Genomic DNA, 17,796 nt, shown 5'->3' with positions numbered 1-17,796 from the left:
CGTGGTCGGCGGCGCGCATTGCTTGCCCATCCTGGGTCGGCGGCGCGCATTGCTTGCCCATCCTGGGTCGGCGGCGCGCATTGCTTGCCCATCCTGGGCCGGCGGCCTGCGTCTTCTGCCCATCTCTGGCCGGCCGCCCGCACCACCACTCTTCCCGACGCAGTAGACCGCCCCCTGCCCAGCCCCGAACAGCGCTTCACCCGGATGCCGTAACCCTCCACCCCCAGACCCCCGCACGCCTCACCCCCAAGGCTGTAACGCGAACACGCCCAGGTGCGATCATCCATCCGGGTGGTCGCTTCTCGGTGTTCCGGGGGGTCCGGTGGCGGCTGCCTTGCGTGCGTCGCCGTGGGGGGTATGGTGATCTTCGGTCGTGCCTCCCGAGGGCCCCGGTGACAGGTCGAACGTGACGATGGCAGCACCCGGTTCGGGCAAGGGGGGCCTTGACGAACCGCACGCAGCGCGCAATTCTCAGGACGCGTCGTCACAACGATCCGGATCCGAGGCATGGATCGACGACGAAGAGGGCAGTATCGATGTGCATCGAAGGCGTGGCGTGCCGCAGGTGTTGAGGGACAACGAGGGCCTCCAGCGGAAGCCTGAAAACCCGCACTGGACATCAGTGTGCCGTGTGGCTACACTGACCCTTTGCGCTGCCTGTTAGCTGCCTCCTGCCCGTCACCAGGAGCACGCCCCATGCTTGAGCACCGAGCATAAGAAGTCTCTGACCTGAGGCTTTCCATCTCTGTGCCCGGCGGGGACCGGGACGCGCGTAGTGAGTCCGAGCCCTCGGAAGGACCCCCTCTTGGCCGCCTCGCGCAACGCCTCGACCGCGAATACGAACAACGGCGCCAGCACCGCCCCGCTGCGCATCTCCTTTGCAAAGATCAAGGAGCCCCTCGAGGTTCCGAACCTTCTCGCGCTGCAAACCGAGAGCTTCGACTGGCTGCTCGGCAACGACGCGTGGAAGGCTCGCGTCGAGGAGGCTCTGGAGAACGGTCAGGACGTCCCCACCAAGTCCGGCCTCGAGGAGATCTTCGAGGAGATCTCCCCGATCGAGGACTTCTCCGGGTCGATGTCGCTGACGTTCCGGGACCACCGCTTCGAGCCGCCGAAGAACTCGATCGACGAGTGCAAGGAGCGCGACTTCACCTACGCCGCGCCCCTCTTCGTCACGGCCGAGTTCACCAACAACGAGACCGGTGAGATCAAGTCCCAGACCGTCTTCATGGGCGACTTCCCGCTCATGACGAACAAGGGCACTTTCGTCATCAACGGCACCGAGCGTGTCGTGGTGTCGCAGCTGGTCCGTTCCCCCGGTGTCTACTTCGACTCCACCATCGACAAGACGTCCGACAAGGACATCTTCTCCGCCAAGATCATCCCGTCCCGGGGTGCCTGGCTGGAGATGGAGATCGACAAGCGCGACATGGTCGGTGTCCGTATCGACCGCAAGCGCAAGCAGTCCGTCACCGTCCTCCTGAAGGCGCTCGGCTGGACCACCGAGCAGATCCTCGAGGAGTTCGGCGAGTACGAGTCCATGCGCGCCACCCTGGAGAAGGACCACACCCAGGGCCAGGACGACGCGCTGCTCGACATCTACCGCAAGCTGCGCCCGGGCGAGCCCCCGACGCGTGAGGCCGCGCAGACGCTGCTGGAGAACCTCTACTTCAACCCCAAGCGCTACGACCTCGCGAAGGTCGGCCGCTACAAGGTCAACAAGAAGCTGGGTACGGACACCCCGCTGGACGCGGGCATCCTGACCGTCGAGGACATCATCGCGACGATCAAGTACCTGGTGAAGCTGCACGCCGGCGAGACCGAGACGGTCGGTGACAACGGCCAGAAGGTCGTCGTCGAGACCGACGACATCGACCACTTCGGCAACCGCCGCCTGCGCAGCGTCGGCGAGCTCATCCAGAACCAGGTCCGCACGGGTCTGGCCCGTATGGAGCGCGTCGTCCGCGAGCGCATGACCACGCAGGACGTCGAGGCGATCACGCCGCAGACCCTGATCAACATCCGGCCGGTCGTCGCCTCCATCAAGGAGTTCTTCGGCACCAGCCAGCTGTCCCAGTTCATGGACCAGAACAACCCGCTGTCCGGGCTGACGCACAAGCGGCGTCTGTCCGCGCTGGGTCCGGGTGGTCTGTCCCGTGAGCGGGCCGGCTTCGAGGTCCGTGACGTGCACCCCTCGCACTACGGCCGCATGTGCCCGATCGAGACGCCCGAAGGCCCGAACATCGGTCTGATCGGCTCGCTCGCCACCTACGGCCGTGTGAACGCGTTCGGTTTCGTCGAGACCCCGTACCGCAAGGTCGACGAGAACGGTGTCGTCACCGAAGAGGTCCACTACCTCACGGCCGACGAGGAGGACCGCTTCGTCATCGCCCAGGCCAACGCGCCGCTGACCGACGACCTCCGGTTCGCCGAGAACCGCGTCCTGGTCCGCCGCCGTGGCGGTGAGGTCGACTACGTCGCCCCCGAGGACGTGGACTACATGGACGTCTCGCCGCGCCAGATGGTGTCGGTCGCGACCGCCATGATCCCCTTCCTCGAGCACGACGACGCCAACCGTGCCCTCATGGGCGCGAACATGATGCGCCAGGCCGTTCCGCTGATTAAGTCGGAGGCGCCGCTCGTCGGCACCGGCATGGAGTACCGCTCCGCCGTCGACGCCGGCGACGTCGTCAAGGCCGAGAAGGCCGGTGTGGTCCAGGAGGTCTCCGCGGACTACATCACCACCGCCAACGACGACGGCACGTACATCACGTACCGCCTGGCCAAGTTCGCCCGCTCCAACCAGGGCACCTCGGTCAACCAGAAGGTCATCGTCAACGAGGGCGACCGCGTCATCGAGGGCCAGGTCCTCGCCGACGGCCCGGCCACCCAGAACGGCGAGATGGCGCTCGGCAAGAACCTGCTGGTCGCCTTCATGCCCTGGGAAGGCCACAACTACGAGGACGCGATCATCCTCAGCCAGCGCCTGGTCCAGGACGACGTCCTCTCCTCGATCCACATCGAGGAGCACGAGGTCGACGCCCGTGACACCAAGCTCGGCCCCGAGGAGATCACCCGGGACATCCCGAACGTCTCCGAGGAGGTCCTGGCCGACCTCGACGAGCGCGGCATCATCCGCATCGGCGCCGAGGTCATCGCGGGCGACATCCTCGTCGGCAAGGTGACCCCCAAGGGTGAGACCGAGCTGACCCCCGAGGAGCGCCTGCTGCGCGCGATCTTCGGTGAGAAGGCCCGTGAGGTCCGTGACACCTCGCTGAAGGTGCCGCACGGCGAGACCGGCAAGGTCATCGGCGTGCGCGTCTTCGACCGCGAGGAGGGCGACGAGCTGCCGCCGGGCGTGAACCAGCTGGTCCGCGTCTACGTCGCGCAGAAGCGCAAGATCACCGACGGTGACAAGCTCGCCGGCCGCCACGGCAACAAGGGCGTCATCTCCAAGATCCTGCCGATCGAGGACATGCCGTTCCTGGAGGACGGCACCCCGGTCGACATCATCCTCAACCCGCTGGGTGTGCCGTCCCGAATGAACCCGGGACAGGTCCTGGAGATCCACCTCGGCTGGCTCGCCAGCCAGGGCTGGGACGTCTCCGGCCTGGCGGACGAGTGGGCGCAGCGCCTGCAGGCCATCGGCGCCGACCAGGTCGCCCCGCGCACCAACGTCGCCACCCCGGTGTTCGACGGTGCCCGCGAGGACGAGCTGGCCGGTCTGCTGCAGCACACGCTGCCGAACCGCGACGGCGACCGCATGGTCCTCCCGTCCGGCAAGGCGCGGCTGTTCGACGGCCGCTCCGGTGAGCCGTTCCCGGACCCGATCTCGGTCGGGTACATGTACATCCTGAAGCTGCACCACCTGGTCGACGACAAGCTGCACGCCCGCTCGACCGGTCCGTACTCGATGATCACCCAGCAGCCGCTGGGTGGTAAGGCCCAGTTCGGTGGCCAGCGCTTCGGTGAGATGGAGGTGTGGGCCCTTGAGGCCTACGGCGCCGCGTACGCCCTCCAGGAGCTGCTGACCATCAAGTCCGACGACGTCACCGGCCGCGTGAAGGTCTACGAGGCCATCGTCAAGGGCGAGAACATCCCCGAGCCCGGCATCCCCGAGTCCTTCAAGGTGCTCATCAAGGAGATGCAGTCGCTCTGCCTGAATGTGGAGGTGCTGTCCAGCGACGGTATGTCCATCGAGATGCGCGACACCGACGAGGACGTCTTCCGCGCTGCGGAGGAGCTCGGCATCGACCTGTCCCGGCGCGAGCCGAGCAGCGTCGAAGAGGTCTGACGGGAGTCCGGCGGGGCCCCGACCCACAAGGGGCCCCGCCGACCCCCAGGCCCCCGTTTCAGACCAAAGACTTACGACCCTGAGAGGGATTGACGCATAGTGCTCGACGTCAACTTCTTCGACGAGCTCCGGATCGGCCTGGCCACCGCTGACGACATCCGTCAGTGGAGCCACGGCGAGGTCAAGAAGCCCGAGACCATCAACTACCGCACCCTCAAGCCCGAGAAGGACGGCCTCTTCTGCGAGAAGATCTTCGGCCCCACCCGGGACTGGGAGTGCTACTGCGGCAAGTACAAGCGCGTCCGCTTCAAGGGCATCATCTGCGAGCGCTGTGGCGTCGAGGTCACGCGCGCGAAGGTGCGTCGTGAGCGGATGGGCCACATCGAGCTGGCCGCGCCCGTCACGCACATCTGGTACTTCAAGGGCGTCCCGTCGCGCCTCGGGTACCTGCTGGACCTCGCGCCGAAGGACCTGGAGAAGGTCATCTACTTCGCCGCGTACATGATCACGTACGTCGACGAGGAGCGCCGTCAGCGCGACCTGCCCTCGCTGGAGGCCCATGTCTCCGTCGAGCGCCAGCAGATCGAGCAGCGCCGCGACGCCGACCTGGAGGCCCGCGCCAAGAAGCTCGAGGCCGACCTCGCCGAGCTGGAGGCCGAGGGTGCCAAGGCCGACGTGCGCCGCAAGGTGCGCGAGGGTGCCGAGCGTGAGATGAAGCAGCTGCGCGACCGTGCGCAGCGCGAGATCGACCGCCTCGACGAGGTGTGGACCCGGTTCAAGAACCTCAAGGTCCAGGACCTCGAGGGCGACGAGCTGCTCTACCGCGAGCTGCGGGACCGCTTCGGCACGTACTTCGACGGCTCGATGGGTGCCGCGGCGCTGCAGAAGCGCCTGGAGTCCTTCGACCTCGAGGAGGAGGCCGAGAGGCTCCGCGAGATCATCCGTACCGGCAAGGGCCAGAAGAAGACCCGTGCCCTCAAGCGCCTGAAGGTCGTCTCCGCGTTCCTGCAGACGTCCAACAGCCCCAAGGGCATGGTCCTGGACTGCGTCCCGGTCATCCCGCCGGACCTGCGTCCGATGGTGCAGCTGGACGGTGGCCGCTTCGCGACCTCCGACCTGAACGACCTGTACCGCCGTGTCATCAACCGCAACAACCGTCTGAAGAGGCTCCTGGACCTCGGTGCCCCGGAGATCATCGTCAACAACGAGAAGCGCATGCTTCAGGAGGCCGTTGACGCCCTCTTCGACAACGGTCGTCGCGGCCGCCCGGTGACCGGTCCGGGTAACCGCCCGCTGAAGTCCCTCAGTGACATGCTGAAGGGCAAGCAGGGTCGCTTCCGTCAGAACCTGCTCGGCAAGCGTGTCGACTACTCGGCGCGTTCCGTGATCGTCGTCGGTCCGCAGCTGAAGCTGCACCAGTGCGGTCTGCCGAAGGCGATGGCGCTGGAGCTGTTCAAGCCGTTCGTGATGAAGCGCCTGGTCGACCTGAACCACGCGCAGAACATCAAGAGCGCGAAGCGCATGGTGGAGCGCGGCCGTACGGTCGTGTACGACGTCCTCGAAGAGGTCATCGCCGAGCACCCGGTTCTGCTGAACCGTGCTCCCACCCTGCACCGCCTCGGCATCCAGGCCTTCGAGCCGCAGCTGGTCGAGGGCAAGGCCATCCAGATCCACCCGCTCGTCTGCACCGCGTTCAACGCGGACTTCGACGGTGACCAGATGGCCGTGCACCTGCCGCTGTCCGCGGAGGCGCAGGCCGAGGCCCGCATCCTGATGCTGTCCTCGAACAACATCCTCAAGCCGGCCGACGGCCGTCCGGTGACGATGCCGACCCAGGACATGGTCCTCGGTCTGTTCTTCCTCACCACCGACGGCGAGATGCGCGACGTCAAGGGCGAGGGCCGCTCGTTCGCGTCCGTGGCCGAGGCGATCATGGCGTTCGACGCCGGCGAGCTCTCGCTGCAGGCACGCGTGGACATCCGCTTCCCGGTGGGCACCATCCCGCCGCGCGGTTGGACGCCGCCGGTCCGCGAGGAGGACGAGCCGGAGTGGCAGCAGGGTGACAGCTTCACGCTGAAGACCACGCTGGGCCGCGCGCTCTTCAACGAGCTGCTGCCCGAGGACTACCCGTTCGTGGACTACGAGGTCGGCAAGAAGCAGCTCTCCGAGATCGTCAACGACCTCGCCGAGCGCTACCCGAAGGTCGTCGTGGCGGCCACGCTCGACAACCTGAAGACGGCCGGCTTCTACTGGGCCACCCGTTCCGGCGTCACCGTCGCCATCTCCGACGTCGTCGTTCCCGAGGCGAAGAAGGAGATCGTCAAGGGCTACGAGGCGCAGGACGAGAAGGTCCAGAAGCAGTACGAGCGCGGTCTGATCACCAAGGACGAGCGCACCCAGGAACTGATCGCGATCTGGACCAAGGCGACCAACGAGGTCGCCGAGGCCATGAACGAGAACTTCCCGAAGACGAACCCGATCTTCATGATGGTGAACTCGGGTGCGCGCGGAAACATGATGCAGATGCGCCAGATCGCCGGTATGCGCGGTCTGGTGTCCAACGCGAAGAACGAGACCATCCCGCGGCCCATCAAGGCGTCGTTCCGCGAGGGTCTGTCCGTGCTGGAGTACTTCATCTCCACGCACGGTGCCCGTAAGGGTCTCGCGGACACCGCCCTGCGTACCGCCGACTCGGGTTACCTGACCCGTCGTCTGGTGGACGTGTCGCAGGACGTCATCATCCGCGAGGAGGACTGCGGCACCGACCGCGGCCTCAAGCTGCGGATCGCCGAGCGGGGCGCCGACGGCGTGCTGCGCAAGGCGGACAACGTCGAGACGTCCGTGTACGCGCGCTGCCTCGCCGAGGACATCGTCGTCGACGGCCAGGTGCTGGCCCCGGCCGGCACCGACCTGGGCGACGTGCTCATCGAGGAGCTCATCACGCGCGGCGTCGAGGAGGTCAAGACCCGCTCGGTCCTGACCTGCGAGTCCGCGGTCGGCACCTGCGCCATGTGCTACGGCCGTTCGCTGGCCACCGGCAAGCTCGTCGACATCGGTGAGGCGGTCGGCATCATCGCCGCCCAGTCCATCGGTGAGCCCGGCACCCAGCTGACGATGCGTACCTTCCACACCGGTGGTGTGGCCGGTGACGACATCACCCAGGGTCTGCCGCGTGTCGTCGAGCTCTTCGAGGCCCGTACCCCGAAGGGTGTCGCCCCGATCTCCGAGGCGAGCGGCCGCGTTCGCATCGAGGAGACGGAGAAGACCAAGAAGATCGTCATCACCCCGGACGACGGCAGCGACGAGACGTCCTACCCGATCTCGAAGCGCGCCCGACTCCTGGTCAGCGAGGGCGAGCACGTCGAGGTGGGCCAGAAGCTCACCGTGGGTGCCACCAACCCGCACGACGTGCTGCGCATCCTGGGCCAGCGTGCCGTCCAGGTCCACCTGGTCGGCGAGGTCCAGAAGGTGTACAACTCGCAGGGTGTGTCGATCCACGACAAGCACATCGAGATCATCATCCGGCAGATGCTCCGCCGCGTGACGATCATCGAGTCCGGTGACGCCGAGCTGCTGCCCGGCGAGCTGGTCGAGCGCTCGAAGTTCGAGCAGGAGAACCGTCGTGTGGTCCAGGAGGGCGGTCACCCGGCCTCCGGTCGTCCGCAGCTCATGGGTATCACCAAGGCCTCGCTGGCGACCGAGTCCTGGCTGTCGGCGGCGTCCTTCCAGGAGACGACCAGGGTCCTCACGGACGCGGCGATCAACGCCAAGTCCGACTCCCTGATCGGCCTCAAGGAGAACGTCATCATCGGTAAGCTCATCCCGGCCGGTACGGGCCTCGCCCGTTACCGCAACATCCGGGTCGAGCCGACCGAGGAGGCCAAGGCCGCGATGTACTCGGCCGTGGGCTACGACGACATCGACTACTCGCCGTTCGGCACGGGCTCCGGCCAGGCCGTGCCGCTGGAGGACTACGACTACGGTCCGTACAACCAGTAAGCGAGCGGCATGAACCGAAGGGCGGTCACCCCGTGCGGGTGGCCGCCCTTCGGCGTGTCCGGGGCTGTCCGGGCCCGTCGGCTCAGTTGCGCTGCGGCTGGAGGTACGGCTGCAGGTGGTGCAGCCGGGTGTGGTAGTCCGGATGCGAGGAGAGCAGCTTGCTGAGCGCGCTCTCCTCGGCGGGGGCGCCGCCGCCCTGGGCGGTCGCTTCGGCCGTCCGCCGCTGCTCCTGCTGGTGCAGCTTGTCGAGGACGGCGGCCAGCATCGGGGCGAAGCCGAGCGCTGCCGCGTGCTCGTCGGCGCGCAGCTCGGCGCGGCGGCCGACGGCGGCGAGGGCGTAGGGCACGCCAAGGATCAGCAGGGGCAGGCCGTAGAGGGTGCTGATCGTGGCCAGGGCGACGCAGCCGATGGTCACCGCCACGACGGCGACGCCGAGGCAACCGAACGCCCGCGACACCTTGAACACGACACCGGAGAACGCCTTGAGGAAGCGCCAGGCGACGCGGCCGGGCAGCGCGTACCAGTAGCCGAGCAGCGAGGACCAGGCGTGGCCGCCGACGTGATGGCCCAGCTCGTGCGCCATGACGGCGGCCAGCTCGCCGTTGGGCAGCTGGTTCATGGCGAAGCGGGTGACGCCGACGATGTGGCCGGCCGCGGCGACCGCGTTCAGGCTGTCGCTGTCCTCCACCCACAGTTCGTAGGTGCGTCCGTCGATGCCGGCGCGGGCGGTGACCTCCCGCCAGACCGGTTCGAGTTTGGCTCGTTCTTGTGGAGTGGGGTAGCGCAGACGGAGCAGACGGCGCGCGAGGGCGCTCTCGCTGGGGCGATGGAAGACGAGTGCGCCGCTGGCGAGCCAGGCGAGCACCAGCACGATGCCGAAACCGCCGAAGAAGAGGGAGACCAGGCCGACGACGAAGAGGCTGCACAGGAAGTTCGGCAGGTGCAGGAGGAGGTTGCCGACGGCGGTGACGTCGGTGCGCCGCTGGTCCCGGGAGATGTGCACCCGGCCGTGCTCGGTGCTGATGTGGTGAGGGTGCTCCGGGTCGTCGGGGGAGAGGACGGCGCCCGCCGGCGGTGCGTCGGGTGGCGGAGCGACCGCTGTCGGCGCGGTCTCGGGGTACTGGGGCGGGTACACGGGTGGGGCGGTCGTCTGCGGGCAGGGCGGCGGCTGCTGTGCGTTCTGGGGGTAGGCGGGCGGCTGCTGCGGGTAGGCCGGCGGCTGCTGCGGGATCCGCTGGTGCTGCGGATACTGCGGGGACTGGGCGGCCGACGGGTAGGCGGGCGGCTGCTGGGGGTGTCCCGGTGGCGGTGCCGGCTGCTGTGGGGCGGTGGGGTGTGCGGCCTGGGCGGGAGGCCCCGGGTACTCCGGTGGGGACGGTTGTGGTGCGGTCATGGCGGTTCTCGTTCTTTCCTTGATGTGCGACGGCGGGTCAGCCGATCAACAGGGAGGCGGGGAGCAGGACCGTGCCGACGCAGAAGGCGACGAGGCCGGCCCGGATCCACTGGTGTTTGCGGGCGGCGATCCGGCTGGTCTCGGTGAGCGCCCGGGCCAGGCCGTCCATGGGCCGCCGCTCGGTGTCGGCGAGGGCGCGCTCCAAGTGGCCCTGCCGGACCGCCTGTTGGATGTCACCGAAGTACGACAGGGGCCGGCCCGGCGCCCAGGTGCCGGAGCGGTAGCGGGGGAGCACGGCGAGCAACAGGGCGAACAGGGAGAAGGCCAGGCAGACGGCCCCGGCCCACCACATCGCGGTCCCCGGTCCGGACAGCGCGGCCGGCGTCCACTTCCGCCCGGCGAGCAGCCCGCTGAAGACCCCCGCGGTCATACCGAGCGCTGCGACGAGGACGGACGCCTTGCTGTCGGCCCGTGCGATCTCGGCCCGCAACTCGGAAAGCAGCCGCTCGCAGAGCCGGGCCCGGGCGGCGGGATCCGCGCCGGGTTCACCGCCGGTCGGGGCGGCCAAGGGGTCGAGGTCCGTCACGGGGCGCCCTTCTCGCCGCCGCCGTCGGTGTCGTCGGCGGGGTTCCCGGCAGGGCCCCCGCCGGGTTCCCCGACCGTGGCCTCGGGTCGGCCGGGTGCGGTCGGGGTGCTGCCGTAGCCGGGCGGCGGCTGCCAGGCCGGGGGCGGCGGAACGTACGGACCTGCGGGCGGCTGCAACCCGGGCAGCCCCGGCACCGGCGGCTGCGTGGCGGGCGGCGGGGGATACGTGCCTCCGGCTCCGTACGGTGCCGGTGTTGCCGGTGTTGCCGGTGTTGCCGGTGTTGCCGGCGTTGTGGGCGGCAACGGCGGCATGCCCGGCGGTGGCGGCACGGTTGCAGACGGCGGCGCCTGCCCGGCACCCGGAACCGGCGCCTGACCGTCCGCCGCACCGCCGCCCTGCACGGCCTCGCCCTGCACGACGCCGGTCTGGGGAGCCGCCTGCTGCACGGACCCCGGGTACACGGGTCCCGGAGCCTGCGGGAGTGGGGGCGGGTTCTGCGGGACGCCGGGGAGACGCTGGTTGAGGATGTCGTTGACCGTGCGCAGGGCCAGCTGTTTGGGGCCCTCCAGTTCGTAGCTCTCCGCCGCGTCGCCGTTCAGCAGCTGCTTCACCAGGTCCATCTGCGCCTGGATCATGCGGAGTTGGTCGTCTCGCATGGTGGACATGACCAGGTGCGAGTCCTCCGGGTGCTGGGCCAGGTGCAGCGCCCACGCGTGCACACCGCCCTGCTGGAGGTGCCACTCGTAGAAGTTGATCTTCTCCGCCTGGATCCGCTGCAACTCCAGGTCCTGCTGCCCCTGTTGCAGCGCGAGCTGGTGCTGCTGTCCGCTCGCGAGCATCGCCTGGTCGTGCTGCCACCGCTGCTGCTGGAGCAGGAGCGCCTGCTGCTGCTCCCCGTACGCCATGGCCCGTTCGATCTGGAGGGCGTCCTGCTGGCGCTGGCGGCGGTCCACCTCGACGTCGATCTCCATGCCGCGCTGCGCCGCGTGCATCTGCTCGGTGGCCGAGTGGTCGATGGCCTGCAGCCGGTGCTGGTGCCGGATGTTGGCCTTGTCCCGCTTGAGTCGCATCGTCCAGGTGACCTGCAGCCCCGCGGGCGCCCCCAGCGGCCCCAGCACGGTCATCGCCTGCAGCAGCTCCCGCTCCGCCGCCGCGCTGTCGGCGATGGCGAAGCGCCGGGTCACCGGTCGTGCTGCCTGCTGGAGCTCGCTGAGCAGCAGCCCCGGCACGTCCCGGTGCCCGCTCGCCACGAACCGCGCCGGATCCAGCACCTGCCACGACAGGTCGACCGCGGCGGTGAACTCGAACGCGTCGTTGTCGCTGGGCAGCGCCAGCTCGGAGGTGTGGGGGTGCACCCCCATGTCCACCTCGTAGACGGCGGTGTACCGGTTCGCCACCACCTCCGCGCGGGTGGGACGCCGGGGCGGCAGGTAGGGCTCGTAGGTGCCCTTGGGGGTGGAGAAGACCAGCGCGTGGTCGATGCGGACGAACGATCTGAGGTTGAAGTCGAAGCGTGACAGCTGGCGCACGGTGAGCACCGGGTCGACCAGCTGGGTGTGCCGGTCTGCCGACTGCTGCCATTCGGGCTGACGGAACGTGGGCATGGTGCGTGGTTCTCCTCGGGACGGAACTCAGCGGGCGGGAAGCGTGGTCAGCAGCCGGGCCGCGACCGGCGGCGGCGGGTTGCCGTCCTCGCCGGGCATGGTCCGCAGCAGGTGGCTCAGCCGCTGGTGCTCTGCGGCCGTGGTGACGAGCGTGGGCAGCAGCGCGGCCAGCGCCCACTCCACCGCCGTGGACCGGTCGGCGATCAGCACCCAGTCCCGTAGGACGTCGAGCGCCTGCCGGGTGGTGTGCGGGTCGGCCAGGGCGTGCCGCCACAGGTGGGGCAGGCCCTGCGCGGCGGGTCCGCCCTCGCCGGCCGCGCGGGCGTACCAGCCGAGGACCAGGGGTGTGCCGTACCGCTCGTCGTCCTCGGTGCGCCGGCAGGCCCCGACGAAGCCGCCGAGCGTGAGGTCCCGCACCGCCTCGTCGTCATCGAGGTGGTGGCGCAGTTCGGTCAGGACGCGGTCGCTCGCCGAGGACAGCAGCAGCAGCTCCACGGCCTGGGCGAGCTCCTGCGCGAGTGCGCCGTCCGTGTCGCCGGGGGTGTCCGCGTACAGCCGCCGTACGGCGCCACGCAGTGCCGCCAGAGCCTGTTCCGGGCGTTCCGGCCCGACCAGCCCGTACGCCCGTACCGCCACCCAGCGCAGCCGCGGGTCGTCGCCCGCGCACCAGGCGTCCAGGATGCGCGGGATGTTGGGGGTGCCGACCAGGTGGGCGAGCGTGAGCGCGTTGACGGCGACGAGCCGGTGCTTGGAGCGCCTGGACGTGCCCCAGGGCTCGATGACGAGGGCCATCGCGGAGGGCAGGTCGGTGCGGGCGAGGACGGCGACGGTGGAGGCGGCGCGGGTGCGGACCAGGGGGCGGCCGTCGTCGGCGAGCCGGCGCAGCCACCGGATCACGGCGGGCCGGGCGGACGGATGTCCGGTCCACACCTCGCGCAGCAGCACCAGCGAGGCCCGCTCGTCGCGGAACCTCGCCTTCTGCTGGGTGACGGGACCCCACTCGGTGTGCTCGGCGTCCACGTACAGTTCGGCGCGGGCCAGTTGGACGCGCTTGCCTGCGTGGGTGCCGAAGACGGGGACCTCGGGGACACGGGCCGGGTTCTCGGTCTCCTGCAGGAAGCGGTAGAGCAGGTCGCTGAGTTCGGCGGTCAGCGCGTACGGGCCGTCGTCGAACGCGGCCAGGGCGACGAGGAACGCCTTGTCCCGCAGGTGCAGGGACGTCTCGTCCTCCTCGAACCACTCTTGCACCTGGTTCTCCAGCGACACGAGGGAGAAGCCGTCGATCGCGTCCTCGGTGACCTCGCCCGCCGCGTACCGGCCGAGCAAGCGGGCGAAGGCGGAGACCTCGCGCGGCTGGTGGCCGCGGTCCAGGAAGTCGGCCACCGCCGGGAGACCCAGAAGCTTGGCGGCGGTCTCCTCGTCGGTGAGGGCGCGCAGCTGGGCGGCGAGCACGTCGCCAGGGGCCGGCGGGCGCCACTCCTCTACGGCCACGTCCTCCAGCGCGGCGGTGGGGCCGACGGTGACCACGAGGTAGGCGTCCCGCTCGGCTAGGCGGTCGCGGGCGGCCAGCAGATGGGGCTCGCGCAGGGGCTGGTCGCCGCGGGTGGTGAGGTCGCACAGCACATGGCCGCGGGCCGGTTGCCGGTCGCCGAACTGATCGGCGAGGGCGCTCGGGCTGGTGTCGCGCACCAGAGTGCGCACGGGGAGCGCGCCGAGGCGGCGCAACAGCATGAGGGCGGCTGTGCGGCGGCCGGAGAAGCGGGCGCCGGACAGGACGAGGACGCGGTCGTGGCGCAGCCGGTCGAGGAGGCGGTCCATGGTCTGCTCGTCGGCGACGAAGCGTCCGGCCAGCTGCTCCAGGGCGGTGTGCGGGACCTCGCCGGAGGCGGCGGTGGGCGCGGTGAGGCCGGGGACCGCGAGCTGGTAGATCTCCGTCTTGCTGCCGAGGAAGACGTCGCCGGAGAAGTGGCCGCCGCTGATGCCGCCGTGCTGGTCGCCGAGGACGCCGCCGCTGAAGCGGGCGCGGGCGCCGACGTTCATGGTCCGCGGGCTGTGGTCGACCAGGTCCCGCCGTGCCGACCAGGCGTTCTGCGGCTGGTCGTGCTCCTCGGACTCCGCCTCGGGGCCCTGGCCTTGAGCGGTGTCCTCCGCGGCGCTTGTGTCGGCCGGGGGCTGCTCTGCGGAAGGTCCGCTTCCGGTGGCCGGATGCGGAGGCGCTTCCGCTTCGGGGCCGCTCATGCGCGCTCACCCCGTTCGCGGTCGCCGCCGCGCTCACCGAGGAAGACGTCGCCGGAGAAGTGGCCGCCGCTGATGCCGCCGTACTGGGTGCCGCCGATCAGGCCGCCGCTGAAGGTGCCGCCGTGGATGTTGATGACAGGGCCCGGCGCCGGGGCTCCCCCTGATCCGGCCGGCGCCGGGCGGCCCTGCGGGGGGACCTGCGGCGCCGGGCGGTCCCCCGAACCGCCCGGCGCTTCCCCCGCCCCCGTGTCACCGTGGTCGTCGTGGTCGTGGCCGTCGTTCCGGGGCGCGGCGGCGGCGCCGGGCAGCGGGCCGTGCAGCCACGCCTTGAGGGGGCCGTTCTTGCTGTCCACCGTCACCGGGTGGAAGGCGTCGGCCGGGATGCCGGCGTGGTCGTGGCGTACGACGCCCAGGTACAGCCCGTCGGACACGCACAGCGCGAAGTCGTCGGGCCTCTCGCGCAGGGCGTCGCGCAGCAGGCCGGCGTCCAGCAGCCGGCACGCGTGGTTGAGGTCGGAGCCGACCCAGCCGCCCTGTCCGTCGATCGCGACGTACCCGGTGGCCAGGACCCCGCGCAGACGGATCTGCGCGGAGCGGGACGCCATGCGGTTGACCGTGCGGAGGTGCGCGGGCACGTCGTTGAGCAGGGCTCGCAGCAGGGCGGTGACCGGGGCGTTCGCGTCGATGAGCTCCATCACGGCATCACCGCGGTCGGCCCGCAGCCGCCGGGTCTCGTCGATGCCGGCGCCGTCGAGGGTGCGGTCGGTGATGTCGTGGAGCATGCGGCGCAGATACGCCTGCTCCACGTCGTCCCGGTCGCTGAACCTCTCGACGTCCAGCAGAAGGATGGTGCGGCTGACGGGGTCGGTCATGGTCGCCTCTCGAGGGGGTCGCCGTGCAGGGCAGCAGCGTGGCTGCACGGGACGCTCCGCGGTGAGGGCGGATGACGCAGTAGAAGTGTGACCGTATGCACAGAAGGGCTGGGCGGGGTGGTGGGGGCGGGGCGGGCTGCGGGTGCCCGGAATGTTTCTCGCCCCCGCCGCCCCTACCCGTCCCGTCCCTGGGGGCTGCGCCCCCAGACCCCCGCTTCGGCCTGAACGGCCTCGTCCTCAAACGCCGGAGGGCTGACACATCGGCCCTCCGGCGTTTGAGGAGCGAAGGTCGGGGGGCCGGCCCCCGAAACGGGGTCGGGTCGAAGCCCCAGCGGGGTGCGGGGGCGGAGCCCGCGAAGGGGCGTAGCGGGGGCGGTCCGGCCAGAGGTGTAGGGGCCGCGGTCCCGCCAGGCGTGCAGGGGACGCGGTCCGGCCAGGGGGTAAGGGGCGCGGTCCGGCCAGGGGGTAAGGGGTGCGGTCCCCGGCCAGGGGGTAAGGGGGCGCGGTCCCGCCAGGCGTGCAGGGGACGCGGTCCGGCCAGGGTGTGAGGGGCGTGGTCCGGCCAGGGGGTAAGGGGCGCGGTCCGGCCAGGGGTGTAAGGGGGCGCGGTCCCGCCAGGCGTGTGGGGGCGGAGCCCCGCCGAAGGGGTGTAGGGGACGCAGTCCCCGCCTGGGTCGAATGGGCGGAGCCCCTGGAAGGCGGGGAGGGTAAGGGCGGCGCCCTGCGGAGAGGATCCCTCACTGCTCCCGCGGCCTTGGTGGCGAGGGAACCCCCGCCGCAGGCCCCGCCGCCGCGATCCGGCGCAGGATGTCCGGCCGCAGGATGAGCAGCGTCCGCCGCCCCGTGGCCACCGCCTCCTTGTCGCGGAGTTCGCGCAGCAGCCGCTGCACCATCTCCCGTGACGCGCCCACCGACCCCGCCAACTCCTGTTTGCTCAAGGGGACGCACAGTTCGACGCCCTCGGCGGTGCGGCGGCCGTGCATGCGGGCCAGGTCCAGCAGCAGCACGGCGAACCGCTCCCGCACGCTCATCGACGCGAACTCCAGCCGGCGCCGGTCCGCCGCCCGCGTGCGGTCCGCGGTCAGGCCCAGCAGCGCGAACGAGACGGCCGGCCGGTCGCCCAGGAAGCCTCTGAACCTCTCGTGCTCCACCGCCACCGCCCGCACCGCCTCCAGCGCGGTCACCGTCGCCGATCGCGGCCGCCCCGTCAGCGCCGCCGACTCGCCGACCACGTCACCGGGCCCGCGCAGCGCGAGCAGCGCCTCGTAGCCGTTGGCCGCCGACGCGGTGACCTTCGTCCAGCCGTTCACCAGGAACAGGACATGGGACGAGGGCTCGTGCTGGTGGATCAGGACCATCCGCGGTGTGAACGTCAACTCGCGCCCGAGCGACAGCAGCGCCGAGCGGTCCTCGGTCTCCAGCCGCGCCAGGAACGGCACCCTGTCGTCCAGCCCGCCGTCGTCCGGCGAGTACGCGGCCGTCCAGGCCGTTGTCATTGCCCCACCCCCCAACACTCCGCCCGTTCACCATGCGCCGCGGCGGACGGATCAACGTACTGAAAGCGCAAGACCGCGGAGCGTGGAAGGGCGGGATTCAGCCATCGGTGTCCGGAGCGTTGCGCACGGCCTTCGACCTGGCTCCGGGTGCTTCCGGGGAGCCGCCCTGGCACCATCGGACAAGCCGGGAGGAATCGCAGGCGGCGAGGTGAGAAGTCCGGCGTGTCGTGAGGCACTCCATTTGTTTTGACCGAAGTCCGTGAGGTAGGTACGCTCAGACCTTGTGCCTGGGGTGTGCCCTGGCTCTCGTGCGTGCCTTCACACCGCACCGGGAGCCGAGACCGGCCACCGTAATCTGCGCCCTTTTCGCCTCGCGGCGGGAATCTGCGGGATTCGACACACCCGACCGCGTGGGTCGGCGACGTTCCAGGTTAGCTGTACCCATCGGCACACAGAAACCGGAGAAGTAGTGCCTACGATCCAGCAGCTGGTCCGCAAGGGCCGGCAGGACAAGGTCGAGAAGAACAAGACGCCCGCACTCGAGGGTTCTCCTCAGCGCCGCGGCGTCTGCACGCGTGTGTTCACGACCACCCCGAAGAAGCCGAACTCGGCCCTCCGCAAGGTCGCGCGTGTGCGTCTGACCAGCGGCATCGAGGTCACCGCTTACATTCCGGGTGAGGGACACAACCTGCAGGAGCACTCCATCGTGCTCGTGCGCGGCGGCCGTGTGAAGGACCTGCCGGGTGTTCGCTACAAGATCATCCGTGGCTCCCTCGACACCCAGGGTGTCAAGAACCGCAAGCAGGCCCGCAGCCGTTACGGCGCCAAGAAGGAGAAGTAAGAATGCCTCGTAAGGGCCCCGCCCCGAAGCGTCCGGTCATCATCGACCCGGTCTACGGCTCTCCTCTGGTGACCTCCCTGATCAACAAGGTGCTGCTGAACGGCAAGCGCTCCACCGCCGAGCGCATCGTCTACGGCGCCATGGAGGGCCTGCGCGAGAAGACCGGCAACGACCCGGTCATCACGCTCAAGCGCGCTCTCGAGAACATCAAGCCGACCCTCGAGGTCAAGTCCCGCCGTGTCGGTGGCGCCACCTACCAGGTCCCGGTCGAGGTCAAGCCCGGCCGTGCCAACACCCTGGCGCTGCGCTGGCTGGTCGGTTACTCCCGCGCCCGTCGCGAGAAGACCATGACCGAGCGTCTGCTGAACGAGCTCCTCGACGCGTCCAACGGCCTCGGCGCCGCTGTGAAGAAGCGCGAGGACACGCACAAGATGGCCGAGTCCAACAAGGCCTTCGCGCACTACCGCTGGTAG

Annotated in this window: 10 protein-coding genes; 4 read left to right on the top strand and 6 right to left on the bottom strand. The window is 70.0% G+C overall.

What is annotated here, in order from left to right; genetic code table 11:
- Nucleotides 1–805: 805 nt before the first annotated feature.
- Both rpoB and ACFYZJ_RS25465 read left to right on the top strand, forming a co-directional pair.
- Nucleotides 806–4,294 carry a DNA-directed RNA polymerase subunit beta gene (gene rpoB, locus ACFYZJ_RS25470; protein ID WP_388571573.1) on the top strand — a complete coding sequence of 1,163 codons (3,489 nt, stop codon included), beginning with the start codon at nucleotides 806–808 and terminating at the stop codon, nucleotides 4,292–4,294.
- A 99-nt stretch (nucleotides 4,295–4,393) separates the two neighbouring features.
- Nucleotides 4,394–8,293 carry a DNA-directed RNA polymerase subunit beta' gene (locus tag ACFYZJ_RS25465; RefSeq protein WP_388571572.1) on the top strand — a complete coding sequence of 1,300 codons (3,900 nt, stop codon included), beginning with the start codon at nucleotides 4,394–4,396 and terminating at the stop codon, nucleotides 8,291–8,293.
- An 82-nt stretch (nucleotides 8,294–8,375) separates the two neighbouring features.
- Here the strand turns inward: ACFYZJ_RS25465 and ACFYZJ_RS25460 are convergent, their stop codons facing one another.
- The 6 genes from ACFYZJ_RS25460 to ACFYZJ_RS25435 form a co-directional block, all read right to left on the bottom strand.
- Nucleotides 8,376–9,686, bottom strand: coding sequence for a M48 family metalloprotease (locus ACFYZJ_RS25460; protein ID WP_388571571.1), 1,311 nt, complete (start codon nucleotides 9,684–9,686; stop codon nucleotides 8,376–8,378).
- A gap of 37 nt (nucleotides 9,687–9,723) precedes the next feature.
- A complete protein-coding gene (locus tag ACFYZJ_RS25455; RefSeq protein WP_388571569.1) occupies nucleotides 9,724–10,272 on the bottom strand; it encodes a Pycsar system effector family protein in 549 nt (182 codons plus the stop codon).
- The gene (locus tag ACFYZJ_RS25450; protein WP_388571567.1) at nucleotides 10,269–11,876 is read right to left on the bottom strand and encodes a hypothetical protein; all 1,608 of its coding nucleotides are present in this window, start codon (nucleotides 11,874–11,876) and stop codon (nucleotides 10,269–10,271) included. The genes ACFYZJ_RS25455 and ACFYZJ_RS25450 overlap by 4 nt, the downstream gene beginning before the upstream one ends.
- A gap of 27 nt (nucleotides 11,877–11,903) precedes the next feature.
- Nucleotides 11,904–14,114: a hypothetical protein gene (locus ACFYZJ_RS25445; protein ID WP_388571565.1), complete on the bottom strand. Its 2,211-nt coding sequence runs from the start codon at nucleotides 14,112–14,114 to the stop codon at nucleotides 11,904–11,906.
- The gene (locus ACFYZJ_RS25440; RefSeq protein ID WP_388571564.1) at nucleotides 14,111–14,986 is read right to left on the bottom strand and encodes a hypothetical protein; all 876 of its coding nucleotides are present in this window, start codon (nucleotides 14,984–14,986) and stop codon (nucleotides 14,111–14,113) included. The genes ACFYZJ_RS25445 and ACFYZJ_RS25440 overlap by 4 nt, the downstream gene beginning before the upstream one ends.
- 737 nt (nucleotides 14,987–15,723) lie before the next feature.
- Nucleotides 15,724–16,482 (bottom strand): Crp/Fnr family transcriptional regulator, encoded by a 759-nt coding sequence (locus ACFYZJ_RS25435; protein ID WP_388571562.1) that lies wholly within the window; start codon nucleotides 16,480–16,482, stop codon nucleotides 15,724–15,726.
- A gap of 469 nt (nucleotides 16,483–16,951) precedes the next feature.
- On the opposite strand from ACFYZJ_RS25435, the gene rpsL reads away from it, so the two are divergent.
- Together rpsL and rpsG are read left to right on the top strand one after the other, a co-directional pair.
- A complete protein-coding gene (rpsL, locus tag ACFYZJ_RS25430) occupies nucleotides 16,952–17,323 on the top strand; it encodes a 30S ribosomal protein S12 (protein WP_003948652.1) in 372 nt (123 codons plus the stop codon).
- A gap of 2 nt (nucleotides 17,324–17,325) precedes the next feature.
- Complete coding sequence (gene rpsG / locus ACFYZJ_RS25425; RefSeq protein ID WP_003998848.1) at nucleotides 17,326–17,796, top strand: 30S ribosomal protein S7; 471 nt, start codon at nucleotides 17,326–17,328, stop codon at nucleotides 17,794–17,796.

Source organism: Streptomyces sp. NPDC001848 (assembly GCF_042891915.1).
Classification (GTDB): Bacteria; Actinomycetota; Actinomycetes; order Streptomycetales; family Streptomycetaceae; genus Streptomyces.
Note: the sequence above shows the minus strand (reverse complement) of the source record. Positions and strands in the feature narration are given on the sequence as shown.